The following is a 13244-nucleotide window of genomic DNA, read 5'->3' on the forward strand; positions in this document are numbered from 1 at the left end:
GCCTCCGGCGGCCCCGATTCGTCCTCGTCACCTCGTCCCGACCCAACGAGGGGTCGGAACATAGGCTCCAAATGACTTGACGCCGTGTCGGATGGCCTTTTATTTTGTCTCCACCTTCGCTAACGCTCAGACTCCGACAAAACAACGGCCCTACGGCTATCGCGGACTAAAAATCATCACTTCGCTTAGGCTACGTTTCCCTGATTTTCAGCGAATGCGAATTGTTTACCCACTTGAAATTCAAAAGAGCCAGTATTATTGATTATCTGGCTTTTTATAATGGTGAGCGAACGCACTCTAGATTGGGTTATAAATCACCCTTAGAGTTTGAGCGTGAGTTCCATAGAAAAACTGCTTAAGAATGTGTCCTGTTTTACTTGACCATTACACTCTATGCTGAACTTGCTAGCCGGCCCTAGAATAAGGTTTTTTTCACTTCCCTGGTTTATCTGCTAGCGAACCCAGTCTTTTAACCGATATTTAAGTAAGGTCCCAGCGCTTTCCAGTATTAGATTTCTTTCGCTATCGATAGAAATAGTTGGTGCACTCGCTAACACATTTCTTAATAATAAATCTACATTTTGCTGCTTAGCTGAACAGCTAGCAACATCAGAATTATTTATATCAATACTAATGTAATCCTCACGTAAAATTGCCTGGCCAGTCAGTTTATTGCAGCCTGTATTTGCAAATACTGTCATTTGCTCAGCAAACTCTAGATAAAGTATATTAGCACTAGTGTTAGTCGATTTTCGCCTGTCCATTAGAATCAAGATAGAAAATTTTTTTGTCTGCTTCGGCTACAGTAATATCTACACCATTAATACTTTCGAGTATCCAGCGGTGGTGCTGTAGGTCCCCTTGAGTCACCATTTCAGGCTGACCACAGAAGCCAAATACTTTAACTATCTCAATCAAACCAGCATAATTAGCAGCAAAGCCAACACGTCGAGATTCTCTATCAATATTACCCTGTATCACCACACAAACGGCCTGATAAGGTTTAATAGTGTGCTTCTTTGACAGTTGTTGTAACTGCTGACGTATTTGTATTTCTGTACTAGGACTTAACCAGTAACATTGAGAATTTATTTCAGGACAAAATATATTGACTTCATGCCCCAATGTATAGCTGCCACGATACCGTTGAACCTGGTCATTTGTGTATCCCGGTAGCGTCCAGACTAATATCAAAAAAAACACTAATTGCCGCATTAAATTAACTCCTGACTGATTAACTTTAACACTTCATGCATTTAACTTAAGGGAGACGGAAATAAATAACCGTCCAATTTTTAAACGTTAATAAGCTAGATTCAATAATCTTTGTGGATAATTTCGACTACCCACTTAACAGGAAATATTGCGGTAGGGTGCGCATCGCATACCTTTCAGAGCTGCTATAGTTTCTCTGAAATTTTCAAGCAATATTCGGAAGCGGGATCTTTAGTCCCGTCCAAGCATGCGGGACTAAAGATCCCGCTTCCGAGCATTTCTGACTGCCCAGAATGTATGGAAATTATTTACCTGAAAGCCTATAGGTATGCGATGCATCAATGGCATTCGCTTAAGCCATTACCCCCTTCGGTTAAGAGCCCGCAAGGATCTTTAGTCCCGTCCAAGCATGCGGGACTAAAGATCCCGCTTCCGAGCATTTCTGACCGCCCAGAATGTATGGAAATTATTTACCTGAAAGCCTATAGGTATGCGATGCATACCCTACACAAAGCTTGTTCCGCGTTAAATTAGTCGTCTAATTTTGGATGATTTAATTTTTCCATTTCCCTAAGTCTATACTGCTATTGATAAGCTGCTTCTTTCATCGTCGTTGCAATAACACCATAGGCAGTCACCCAGGCCTCTTCCACTTCCTCGGTAAAGTGTTCTCCAAGGCCTTGCGCTAAAACCCATAAAAGAGCTGCGCCAACAGTTTCATAATGTGCTGCTTCAACACCATAGATGATGTGTCGTCTTCCCATAGCCTGCAACATCCCTTCTACTTCATGTAAATCATCAAGTGAATTAACTACCACATCCAAAGTAGTCATTAATTTATCACCTTGAAAATCTAGTCTCCCCTTAAATAAAGACTTAACATCAGGATCCAATTCAAATAATCGCTGATAAAACAACTCTGCTGCCTGTTCTTTAATGGGTAAAACCCGCTTCCATGACTCTCTAACCAGGTTTATTTGTTCACTAGATAAAAGGGATGGCTCTTCTTCAATATATTGTCGAGAATATCTAGCCTGATTTTTTTTATTTTGCACTAATAGCAAAACCGCTAGCAAAATAACTACAAACAAAATTCCATACATCATAAATAAACCCTCACTATTTTTTTGTTTTCTGCTTTCAGCGCTCTGCGTAGAAGTATAAAATTAATTGCAAAAGACATTTCTAAGACCAGGTATCGCGTAGAGTAACGGTACGATTAAATACAAATTTATCCACGACACTGTCTTCAGTATCCAGGCAAAAATACCCTACCCGTTCAAACTGAAAACGACTGCCTAGTTCAGCATCAGCAAGACTGGATTCAACTTTAGCCTCGGTTATCACTTGCAAAGAATCAGGATTTAAAGCCTCACAAAAATCATCTTCTGCACTGGGATTAGGTACATTAAATAAACGATCATATAAACGTATTTCAGCATCTAGCGAATGAGTCGCCGATACCCAATGAATGACCCCTTTTACTTTTCGGCCTTCTGGCTTTTTCCCCAGAGTTTTCTCATCATAAGTACATCGTAATTCAACGACTTTGCCCGCTGCATTTTTAATCACTTGATGACATTTAATAACATAAGCACCACGTAAGCGTACTTCACCACCCTCTATCAAACGCTTATATTTAGGCGGAGGTACATCAGCAAAATCATCCTGCTCTATATAAACTTCTTTAGTAAATGGAACTATCCTCTTACCCATTGCTTCATTTTGCGGATGATTACTCGCTTCTAATTGCTCTGTCTGCCCATCAGGGTAGTTTTCAATCACCACTTTTAAAGGATCTAAAACAGCCATGGCACGTGCAGCTGTATTATTTAAGTCTTCGCGAATACAATTTTCCAATACTGCCATTTCTATCGATGAATCTTTTTTGGTCACCCCAATGCGCTCACAAAAATCACGAATAGCTGTCGGCGTAAAACCAGCACGACGTAGACCTGCAAGTGTTGGCATACGCGGATCATCCCAGCCACTGACATGTCCTTCAACAACCAGTTGATTTAATTTACGTTTACTGACAATCGTGTATTCCAGTTCCAGACGGGCAAATTCAATTTGCTGTGGGTGACAGTCTATATCTATATTATCGAGTATCCAGTCATATAATGGACGATGATTTTCGAACTCCAGGGTACATAATGAATGCGTAATGCCCTCAATTGCATCTGAAATACAGTGCGTATAATCATACATAGGATAGATACACCAGTCATCACCAGTGCGTTGATGATGTACCCGACGAATACGATATAAGGCAGGGTCGCGCATATTAATATTCGATGACGCCATATCAATTTTGGCACGTAATAAATATTGACCATCGGCAAATTCACCCGCGCGCATACGGCTAAATAAATCCAGGTTTTCTTCTATACTGCGACTACGATCCGGGCTTTCTTTTCCTGGCTGAGTCAGAGAGCCGCGATACTCACGAATTTGTTCAGCTGTTAGACTATCAACATAAGCCAATCCTTTTTCTATCAATTGCACAGCAAAACCATAAAGGTCTTCAAAATAATCAGATGAATGTCTTAATTCGGCCCACTCAAAACCGAGCCAATGTACATCTTTTTCAATGGCACGTACATATTCAATACTCTCCTTTTCAGGATTGGTATCATCAAAGCGTAAATTACATAATCCCGCATTTTCTGCAGCCACACCAAAATTCAAACAGATAGATTTAGCATGACCAATATGTAAAAAACCATTGGGCTCAGGCGGAAAACGGGTTATAACTTTATTATGTTTCTTTTCTGCCAAATCTTTGGTGACTATTTGGCGTATAAAATTGGTGGCAGGACTATTTTCAGTTGTTGACATTGAGTAGTTTGGATCAATTGTTTGTATACGCACACCCATTATTGTGTGCATGAAAAGGTATCAAGCCTGTTAATTGCCTATATAATCTTTAGACGGGCTAAAGAGTCTGTGAAAGTATTCAACAAAACCCCCCTCCTTAGTTAAGGAGGGGTTAGGGGAGGTTTGATATATTTATACGATCCCCCCTCAATCCCCCCTTCTCAAGGGGGGAGACTAAAAGCATATACTTTCACAGTCTCTAAAGTCACGCTCTACAAAACCATATGACATTATGTGCGCTCAACTTGTGTTATTGCGCATTAAGATACCATAATATAACGCGATAGCAACTATCAATATCCTGCTTATCGCCCTATTCTATCGAGCTTATTAAAATACCACTATGCCAGCCTCCAAAATCACGAAAAAAAAGGTGTATTACAATTCAGGAGAGCGTTTATCCCCCTGGCGAGAATCACTCAACAGTATTATTTTTGGTGCCGAAACTCGTGCAGGGAAATTATTTGATGTAATACTGATCTTTGCTATTGGCATCAGTGTTATAGCGGTAATGCTCAGTAGTGTCGAGGCACTTAATCAACAATATAGGCAACTGTTTTTTTATACTGAATGGACATTCACTATTTTATTTAGTATCGAATATATTTTACGCTTAATCTCTGTTCGCCAACCTCGGCTTTATGCACGCAGTTTTTACGGAATCATAGATTTGCTCTCTATTTTACCTACTTATATAGGCCTGCTGTTACCTGGCATTAAATACCTGCTGATTATTCGCATCCTGCGTTTACTAAGAATTTTTCGTATTTTTAAATTAGCTGAATATGTAGATGAAGCAGAAACGCTAATGACTGCTTTGAAAAACAGTAGCCAGAAAATTCTAGTCTTTCTCTATACCGTACTCACGCTTTCAATCGTTTTTGGCTCTATCCTTTACGTGATTGAGGGTAGTGCTTCCGGGTTTACCAGTATCCCAAAATCAGTGTATTGGGCTATTGTCACCTTAACCACTGTTGGTTATGGTGATATAGCGCCACAAACACCGCTAGGTCAGATTATTGCAGCCGCTATAATGATTATGGGTTATGGCATTATTGCAGTACCTACGGGCATCTATAGTGCTGAATTAATCAAATCTTACCAGCCCACTAAAGTCTCAAATGAGGCCTGCCCTAGCTGTGGAAAAATTGGTCATGATACAGATGCAGATTTCTGTAAATATTGCGGAGGTGCTTTAGATGAAAATGAACAATAGACTTTTGAGCATGTCTTCATTCTTTTTGTTATAGTTAATCGAAGTGATACCATCCCTTGAAGGGATGGTATCACTCTGGCACTTAACTTAATGCCAGCCCCCATATTGCTTAGTTGGGTCACCACGAAATCCTGTTGAGGTCTTATTTGCATCAGGCACATTCACTGTACTACCCGCGGCCATCACCAGGTTAGCATAAGTATACCCCCCTAACTCTTTCGCTTGTTTAGCTATCTTGGTTGTTAACGGGGTAATATCATATTTAGATATCGCCTATGAAATAATCACCGCTCTTAATTTATTTGAGCTACCCTCTGGGTTTGCTGTTAATACAATAGGTAAGGTCGTGCCTGCTGGAATTTCAACACGATAGTTTTTACTATTTTCCAGGCGTGTTGTGGCAACTACTTTGCCGGCACTATCAGCAACTTTAATTTCACCTTCCAGTACAGGGCCTTCTTTATCTAGCACTGCGCCTGTCATTATCTTCAGTTGTTTATATTTTTGCACTGGAACTTTAATGAGAGGCGCTTTTTTCTTCTGATCATCACAAGCAACCAGGAATACACTCGCAATAATTAATGTGAGTAAGGGTTTTAAGAACTTATTATTATAGTTATGCATAACCATCTTCCTATATATTTTATGTATTTGGGATCAGCCAGAGAATAGCATATTATTATATACAAATATAATAAAGCCTCTAATTCTTAGTTACCTTAATAACCTACCCAGGTAATTTTGCACTTATATTAAAACTCACTATGCTGACTTTGAAACTATATCATGAACTTTAATCTTTTTCTTAGCAGTAACGAGAGCAGTCCCAAGTAGCTATATAGAGTAGAATAAGCCCATTGCACAGCGTTTATAGATACCAACGTTTTATAAAAATTTCTGTTGAACTTCTGTTTTATCAACTCAAGTCAGCAGTCCAAAACGACTTTAACACTTACTTATTTAGTAATGGTTCTAGCATTAAAAGCTTATTCAAATTAAAATACCACTCAACTATTATGAATTTAGTGTGACTTTTCAGATTTCACTCTTTTTAACTTCTCATTTTGACCTTGACCTCTATTGATGACTAATCATAAACTGACCCACCTGAAAGAGCTGGAAGCTGAAAGTATCCATATTATTCGTGAAGTAGCAGCTGAATTTGACCGCCCCGTCATGCTTTACTCTGTGGGTAAAGATTCAGCGGTAATGTTACATTTAACACGTAAAGCCTTTTACCCTGGAAAACCACCTTTTCCATTGATGCATGTTGATACAACGTGGAAATTTAAGGAAATGATTGAGTTTCGTGATAAATATATCAAAGAGCTCGGCTGGGATTTAATTGTACATTCAAACCAGGACGGTATTGATCAAGGTATAGGTCCGTTTACTCATGGTAGTAAAAAACATACGGATGTAATGAAGACTGAAGGTCTAAAACAGGCATTGAATAAATATAAATTTGATGCTGCTTTTGGTGGCGCTCGTCGTGATGAAGAAAAGTCTCGCGCTAAAGAGCGTGTCTATTCATTCCGTGATAAAAACCATGGCTGGGATCCTAAAAATCAACGTCCTGAATTATGGAATATCTATAATGGCAGAATTGACCAGGGCGAAAGCATCCGTGTATTCCCTATTTCAAACTGGACCGAGCTTGATGTCTGGCAATATATACATCTGGAAAATATTCCCATTGTACCGCTTTACTTTGCCAAAAAACGTCCTGTAGTAAATAAAGACGGCATGTTAATCATGGTTGATGATGATCGTATGCCTATTGGTCCTGATGAAAAGGTAGAAATGAAAATGGTGCGTTTTCGTACTCTTGGCTGTTACCCTCTTACAGGTGCAGTAGAGTCAACTGCCACCACATTACCTGAGATTATTCAGGAAATGCTATTAACAACAACATCGGAACGACAAGGCCGGTTAATCGATCATGACCAGTCAGGATCAATGGAACAGAAAAAACGCGAAGGTTATTTTTAGCCACCTATGTAATGCAGCATGATAAAGCGGACCAAAGTCCGCTCTACATACCACTTTCGCTTTTATCTTTATTTCTCAGGAACAAACATAATGTCTCACCAATCAGACTTAATCAGTACCGATATAGACGCTTATCTAGCGCAACACGAACGCAAGGAATTACTACGTTTTTTAACCTGCGGTAATGTAGATGATGGCAAAAGTACACTTATTGGCCGGTTGCTATATGACTCAAAAATGATCTATGAAGACCAATTAGCTGCAGTTCGGTCTGATAGTATCAAGTCAGGAACAACGGGAGCAGGAAAAATTGATTTAGCATTATTAGTTGATGGTTTGCAGGCAGAACGTGAACAAGGTATTACTATCGACGTTGCATATCGGTATTTCTCAACAACAAATCGTAAATTCATTATTGCTGACACCCCAGGGCATGAACAATATACACGTAATATGGCAACAGGCGCTTCAACCTGTGACCTTGCGGTTATTTTAATCGATGCGCGTTATGGCGTACAAACACAAACCAAACGGCACAGTTTTATTGCTTCATTATTAGGTATAAAACATATTATTGTTGCCATCAATAAAATGGATTTGATGGACTATAGTGAAGATACTTATGAAAAAATCAAAGCCGATTACCTAGACTTTATTAGCAACCTGGACGGTTTAAACGATGATGTTCACGTTATTCCATTGTCTGCTCTAGATGGTGATAATGTAGTCAACAAAAGTAGTAATATGCCCTGGTATTCGGGAAAATCGATGATGGAGACCCTGGAAACAGTGGAAATTTCTGAAGATGGTAACTTTCAGGATGCTCGCTTTCCAGTGCAGTATGTTAACCGCCCTAACCTGGATTTCCGTGGTTTTTGTGGCACAATTGCATCTGGCATGTTCCGTAAAGGCGATGCTATCACGACCCTACCCTCAGGCAAAACCAGTACAATTAAATCAATTGTCACTTTTGATGGAGAGCTTGAAGAGGCCTATCCTCCTATGGCAATTACTCTAACATTGGATGATGAAATTGATGTCAGTCGTGGTGATACTATTGTTAAAAGCGATAACCTGCCTAGTGTTGCCGATAAATTTGATGCCAATATCGTCTGGATGACTGAAAATGCATTAGTTCCTGGCAAGCAATATATTATCAAACTGGCTACACGCAGTGTCTCAGGCTCTATAGCCAGTATTCAGCATCGTATTGATGTTAATACCTTAGAGCATCATGATGCCAACGAATTACAATTAAATGAAATAGGCTTATGTTCTGTATCCGTTAATGCACCCGTTGTTTTTGATGCGTATACGCGCAGCAAAGGAACCGGCTCATTTATTATTATTGACCGCCTGACTAATGTGACAGTTGGTGCAGGTATGATTTCTGGTCATAGTTCCGATACTGAATTAAATGATGTGAGCACAGAAGAGCGTGCAGCACGCTTTGGCCAAAAAGCGGTTGCCATAGCTTTAAGCGGAACTCATAGTGAACAAACAGCCTATCAGCTAGAAAGGAAGTTATTTGATAATGGTCATGCAGCAACAGTATTAACTGGAACTTTAAGTAATATCGATGAGGCTATTGCGGTAGTTAAACATGCGGGGCTAATTTGCCTATGTACGAGCAATAATGCCTGTGACTTTAGCTTCGATACAGATAAGCAATCTCTGGAGCAAATTCATTTAGCCCTAAAGGAACAAAAAATTATTCAATAAGCCAGCTACTTGTTTCTGTTTATTTAATTTTCGCAAAAAAGCAAAAGGAACTTACATTAATGCCCCAAAAGATCACTAAAGCAGTCTTTCCTGTTGCTGGACTAGGCACCCGTTTTTTACCTGCTACTAAAGCCAGCCCCAAAGAAATGCTGCCTATAGTAGATAAGCCCCTTATTCAATATGCTGTAGAAGAAGCAGTGGCAGCAGGTATTGATACCATGATTTTTGTCACAGGCCGTAATAAACGTTCCATTCCTGATCACTTCGATAAGGCTTATGAATTAGAAGTCGAATTAGTTGCTAAAAATAAGCTGAGGGTTCTGGAGCTTGTAAAAAATATTATCCCGCCTCATGTTACCTGTATCTTCACACGCCAATCCGAGGCTTTAGGTCTGGGGCACGCAGTTTTATGCGCTAAACCTATCGTGGGTAATGAAGCATTTGCGGTTATCCTGGCAGATGATCTAGTAGAAGATGCTGAACGTGGCTGTATGGCTCAAATGGTGCAACAATTTGCACAGCATTCCTGCTCGATTCTTGGTGTAGAGCGAGTTGATCCGAGCGAAACTGACAAATATGGTATTGTGCAAACAACACCCGCTGGTCCGGCATTAAACACCGTCAATTCTATCGTAGAAAAACCCAAACCTGACGTTGCTCCTAGTAATCTGGCAGTCATCGGTCGCTATATCCTGACCCCGGCAATTTTTGAAAAAATTGAAAAAACGGGCAAAGGTGCGGGAGGAGAAATCCAGTTAACCGATGCGATTGCTGATTTACTCAAAGATGAGCAGGTCCTTGCCTATGAATTTGAAGGCAAACGTTATGACTGTGGCGCTAAACTTGGCTTCCTGATTGCGACTGTAGAGCATGGTTTGTTACATAAAGAGTTAAAAGATGATTTTAAGGCTTATCTCAAAAATCTCATTAAAACACTCAATTAGTTGCGCACTTAATGATAGATAAAATAAGCATTCGTGGCGCAAGAACCCATAACCTGAAGAATATTGACCTGAACTTACCTCGTGATCAGTTAATAGTTATTACTGGCTTATCAGGTTCAGGCAAATCATCCCTTGCATTTGATACTATTTATGCCGAAGGACAAAGACGATATGTAGAATCTTTATCTGCCTACGCCCGTCAATTTTTATCCATGATGGAAAAGCCTGATGTTGATCATATTGAAGGCTTATCACCGGCAATTTCCATTGAGCAAAAATCTACCTCACATAACCCACGCTCCACTGTAGGCACCATTACAGAAATTTATGATTATTTAAGGCTTCTGTATGCGCGCGCAGGGGCCCCATGTTGTCCTGAACATGGTCTATCGCTTCAAGCTCAAACTATTAGCCAGATGGTTGACCATGTACTTGAGCAGGAAGAAGGCGAGCGCTGGATGCTATTAGCACCCGTCGTAAACGATCGTAAAGGGGAACATATTCAATTACTGGAAGAGCTACAGGCACAGGGGTTTATACGTGCCAGAGTGGATGGTATTGTTTATGAACTGGATGAACTTCCAGAGCTAAATGGAAAAAAAAAGCATACCATTGAGGTCATTATTGACCGCTTTAAAATTCGTCAGGATCTTAAACTACGCCTTGCAGAATCATTTGAAACCGCGCTAAGAATTGCAGAAGGAATCGCGATTGCTGTTTGTATGGATGATAATAGTAAACAACTGGTTTTTTCAGAAAAATATTCCTGTTCTCAATGCGGCTATAGCATTACAGAATTAGAACCGCGTATTTTTTCCTTTAATAACCCTAAAGGAGCTTGCCCTACTTGTGATGGACTGGGTGTAAAACAGCATTTCGACCCTGAACTAGTCGTGCATAATAACAAACTAAGCCTGGCTGCAGGTGCTGTCAGAGGTTGGGATAGACGTAATGCCTATTATTATCAGATAATCTGTTCGCTCGCCGAACATTACAACTTTGACCCTGAAACCCCATTTAATGAACTCAGTGAAGAAACCCAGAATATCGTTTTATATGGTAGTGGCCGTAAAGCCATAGATTTTTCATTTGTTACAGGCAGTGGCAAAAAACGTAAAAAAAGGCATAGTTTCGAAGGCATCATCGTTAATATGGAACGCCGTTACCACGAAACCGATTCTCAAGTAGTACGTGATGAATTAGCTAAATATCAGGCTAAAAAAGTATGTACTAGCTGCTCTGGTTCACGTTTAAACACTGCTGCACGCAACGTATTTATAGACTCCAGACCTATTTTTAAAATCACCGGTCTCCCTATTCGTCAGGCCCTGGATTTTTTTCAAACATTGAATTTACCCGGTCAACGTGGGCAAATTGCGGAAAAAATAGTCATTGAAATTCAACAACGCCTTGAATTTCTTGTCAATGTCGGTCTTGATTACCTTACTTTAGATCGTAGCGCAGATACTCTTTCAGGTGGTGAAGCTCAGCGTATTCGCCTGGCTAGTCAAATAGGTGCTGGTCTAGTTGGTGTTATGTATGTATTGGATGAGCCCTCAATCGGTTTACATCAGCGTGATAATGATCGACTACTTAAAACCCTTTTTAGATTACGCGACTTAGGCAATACCGTCATCGTGGTGGAACACGATGAAGATGCTATCCGTGCAGCTCAATACGTCGTTGATATAGGGCCTGGTGCTGGTGTACATGGAGGGGAGATTGTCGCTCAGGGAACACCAGAGGAAGTCATTAATAACGAACACTCAATAACTGGGCAATACCTTTCAGGAAAACTGGTTATAACCGGGGCTAAAAAACTAACACCCATTAATGAGAAACAACTGATTACCATCCGTAATGCACAGGGTAATAATTTAAAGAATATCAATGTTAGTTTTCCGATTGGTTTATTCACCTGTGTAACAGGGGTATCCGGCTCAGGAAAATCGACACTGGTTAATGATACTTTATACCGCTATGCAGCCCGCGCTATTAATCGTGCAACAACCCTACCCGCACCCTGTACTGCCGTCGAAGGACTAGATGCTTGCGATAAAGTTGTTGATATAGATCAAAGTCCAATTGGTAGAACCCCTCGCTCTAATCCTGCTACCTATACGGGATTATTCACCCCGATACGAGAGCTTTTTGCAGCCACCCCCGAGGCACGATCTCGTGGGTACACTCCTGGCAGATTTAGTTTTAATGTTAAGGGTGGACGCTGTGAGTCTTGTCGAGGCGATGGTGTGGTAAAAGTTGAAATGCACTTTCTGCCTGATGTTTTTGTGCATTGTGATATCTGTGCAGGTAAACGCTATAACCGTGAAACTCTGGAAATTCGGTATAAAGGTAAAACGATTAACGAAGTCCTGAAGATGACTGTTGAAGAGGCTCACAGTTTCTTTAAACCTGTCCCTGTTTTAGCCCGGAAACTACAAACGATGTTAGATGTCGGCCTAAGTTATATTACTCTTGGCCAAAATGCGACGACCTTATCAGGTGGTGAAGCGCAGCGTGTTAAATTATCCAAAGAATTATCCAAACGTGATACTGGAAAAACTCTGTATATTCTTGATGAACCTACAACAGGTTTACATTTTCAAGATATACAACAACTGCTAAATGTATTGCATACCTTGCGTGATCATGGCAATACTATCATCGTTATCGAACATAATCTGGATGTTATTAAAACAGCGGACTGGCTTATTGACATAGGCCCTGAAGGGGGGGATGGCGGCGGAACAGTCGTTGCTGAAGGAACGCCAGAACACGTATCAACTATTGAACAATCTTATACGGGTCAATATCTACAACGTTTTTTTAGTTAGGTGGTAACTTTCTACGACTATCGCATTTAGCCTCAGAAGTCTCATTATTTTCTATAAGATAAATGGCGTAACCATCTTCTATATGGGAAAAAGTAAAATCAACGTGCTGTCGTGACATTTTGTATAACTCTTGTACCTCTTTTGTTAATGGTATTCTCTTAAATTTACGCATTTTCTTAGACTTAGTAATAAGGGTAGTGGGTTAAATCTGTTATTTCACTTAAATAATTAGGAGAAGTAAAAGGTTTACATCATAATTCCTCGAATGAAATGTTATCAAGAAGTAAGTTGCCACAATTGTCGCTGTAGCACTATCATGAAATCAGGAAAGAATGCTCAAAATATACAGCGGTATCGCTGCAAAAATAGTGCCTGCCCAACTCAAACATTTATGCTGGACTATCGCTATAATGCATGTGTGCCTGGAGTCCAAGAAAAAGT

13 protein-coding genes are annotated in these 13244 nt (G+C 40.2%); 7 read left to right on the plus strand and 6 right to left on the minus strand.

What is annotated here, in order from left to right; genetic code table 11:
• Window positions 1-233: 233 nt before the first annotated feature.
• The gene (locus CDZ78_RS24220; protein WP_373862439.1) at window positions 234-359 is read left to right on the plus strand and encodes an IS3 family transposase; all 126 of its coding nucleotides are present in this window, start codon (window positions 234-236) and stop codon (window positions 357-359) included.
• A gap of 93 nt (window positions 360-452) precedes the next feature.
• On the opposite strand, the gene CDZ78_RS05835 is transcribed toward CDZ78_RS24220, so the two are convergent.
• The 4 genes from CDZ78_RS05835 to CDZ78_RS05850 form a co-directional block, all read right to left on the minus strand.
• The gene (locus CDZ78_RS05835; RefSeq protein ID WP_087869161.1) at window positions 453-764 is read right to left on the minus strand and encodes an META domain-containing protein; all 312 of its coding nucleotides are present in this window, start codon (window positions 762-764) and stop codon (window positions 453-455) included.
• The gene (locus tag CDZ78_RS05840; protein ID WP_087869162.1) at window positions 742-1215 is read right to left on the minus strand and encodes a hypothetical protein; all 474 of its coding nucleotides are present in this window, start codon (window positions 1213-1215) and stop codon (window positions 742-744) included. The genes CDZ78_RS05835 and CDZ78_RS05840 overlap by 23 nt, the downstream gene beginning before the upstream one ends.
• A 584-nt stretch (window positions 1216-1799) precedes the next feature.
• Window positions 1800-2321, minus strand: a complete 522-nt coding sequence (locus CDZ78_RS05845; RefSeq protein WP_230991207.1) for a globin family protein — start codon at window positions 2319-2321, stop codon at window positions 1800-1802.
• 79 nt (window positions 2322-2400) lie between these two features.
• Window positions 2401-4056, minus strand: a complete 1656-nt coding sequence (locus CDZ78_RS05850) for a glutamine--tRNA ligase/YqeY domain fusion protein (RefSeq protein WP_087869169.1) — start codon at window positions 4054-4056, stop codon at window positions 2401-2403.
• 382 nt (window positions 4057-4438) lie between these two features.
• On the opposite strand from CDZ78_RS05850, the gene CDZ78_RS05855 reads away from it, so the two are divergent.
• Window positions 4439-5311, plus strand: a complete 873-nt coding sequence (locus CDZ78_RS05855) for an ion transporter (protein WP_087869164.1) — start codon at window positions 4439-4441, stop codon at window positions 5309-5311.
• 273 nt (window positions 5312-5584) lie between these two features.
• On the opposite strand, the gene CDZ78_RS05860 is transcribed toward CDZ78_RS05855, so the two are convergent.
• A complete protein-coding gene (locus CDZ78_RS05860; protein WP_087869165.1) occupies window positions 5585-5935 on the minus strand; it encodes a hypothetical protein in 351 nt (116 codons plus the stop codon).
• Between the two features lie 459 nt (window positions 5936-6394).
• Here CDZ78_RS05860 and cysD point away from each other — a divergent pair, with 459 nt between their 5' ends.
• From cysD to uvrA, 4 genes are all read left to right on the plus strand, one after another.
• Entirely contained in the window at window positions 6395-7303 is a 909-nt protein-coding gene (gene cysD, locus CDZ78_RS05865; RefSeq protein ID WP_087869166.1) for a sulfate adenylyltransferase subunit CysD, read from the plus strand.
• 90 nt (window positions 7304-7393) lie between these two features.
• A complete protein-coding gene (gene cysN / locus CDZ78_RS05870) occupies window positions 7394-9025 on the plus strand; it encodes a sulfate adenylyltransferase subunit CysN (protein ID WP_087869167.1) in 1632 nt (543 codons plus the stop codon).
• 59 nt (window positions 9026-9084) lie between these two features.
• Window positions 9085-9969 carry a UTP--glucose-1-phosphate uridylyltransferase GalU gene (galU, locus tag CDZ78_RS05875; RefSeq protein ID WP_087869168.1) on the plus strand — a complete coding sequence of 295 codons (885 nt, stop codon included), beginning with the start codon at window positions 9085-9087 and terminating at the stop codon, window positions 9967-9969.
• Window positions 9970-9983: 14 nt separating this feature from the next.
• The gene (uvrA, locus tag CDZ78_RS05880) at window positions 9984-12803 is read left to right on the plus strand and encodes an excinuclease ABC subunit UvrA (protein WP_087869170.1); all 2820 of its coding nucleotides are present in this window, start codon (window positions 9984-9986) and stop codon (window positions 12801-12803) included.
• Here the strand turns inward: uvrA and CDZ78_RS23580 are convergent.
• Window positions 12796-12921, minus strand: a complete 126-nt coding sequence (locus CDZ78_RS23580; protein WP_280175545.1) for a hypothetical protein — start codon at window positions 12919-12921, stop codon at window positions 12796-12798. The genes uvrA and CDZ78_RS23580 overlap by 8 nt on opposite strands.
• 147 nt (window positions 12922-13068) lie before the next feature.
• Between CDZ78_RS23580 and CDZ78_RS24485 the strand changes: the two genes are divergently transcribed.
• Window positions 13069-13244 (plus strand): IS1/IS1595 family N-terminal zinc-binding domain-containing protein (locus tag CDZ78_RS24485; RefSeq protein ID WP_444979196.1); only part of this gene is annotated, 176 nt, incomplete at its 3' end.

Origin of the sequence: Bathymodiolus platifrons methanotrophic gill symbiont (assembly GCF_002189065.1) — a bacterium.
Classification (GTDB): domain Bacteria; phylum Pseudomonadota; class Gammaproteobacteria; order Methylococcales; family Methylomonadaceae; genus Methyloprofundus.

Coding starts and splice junctions, on each gene's coding strand:
- CDZ78_RS05835 (WP_087869161.1), bottom strand. CDS start 764: ATGGACAGGCGAAAATCGACTAACACTAGTGCTAATATACTTTATCTA.
- CDZ78_RS05840 (WP_087869162.1), bottom strand. CDS start 1,215: ATGCGGCAATTAGTGTTTTTTTTGATATTAGTCTGGACGCTACCGGGA.
- CDZ78_RS05845 (WP_230991207.1), bottom strand. CDS start 2,321: ATGATGTATGGAATTTTGTTTGTAGTTATTTTGCTAGCGGTTTTGCTA.
- CDZ78_RS05850 (WP_087869169.1), bottom strand. CDS start 4,056: ATGTCAACAACTGAAAATAGTCCTGCCACCAATTTTATACGCCAAATA.
- CDZ78_RS05855 (WP_087869164.1), top strand. CDS start 4,439: ATGCCAGCCTCCAAAATCACGAAAAAAAAGGTGTATTACAATTCAGGA.
- CDZ78_RS05860 (WP_087869165.1), bottom strand. CDS start 5,935: ATGCATAACTATAATAATAAGTTCTTAAAACCCTTACTCACATTAATT.
- cysD (WP_087869166.1), top strand. CDS start 6,395: ATGACTAATCATAAACTGACCCACCTGAAAGAGCTGGAAGCTGAAAGT.
- cysN (WP_087869167.1), top strand. CDS start 7,394: ATGTCTCACCAATCAGACTTAATCAGTACCGATATAGACGCTTATCTA.
- galU (WP_087869168.1), top strand. CDS start 9,085: ATGCCCCAAAAGATCACTAAAGCAGTCTTTCCTGTTGCTGGACTAGGC.
- CDZ78_RS23580 (WP_280175545.1), bottom strand. CDS start 12,921: ATGTCACGACAGCACGTTGATTTTACTTTTTCCCATATAGAAGATGGT.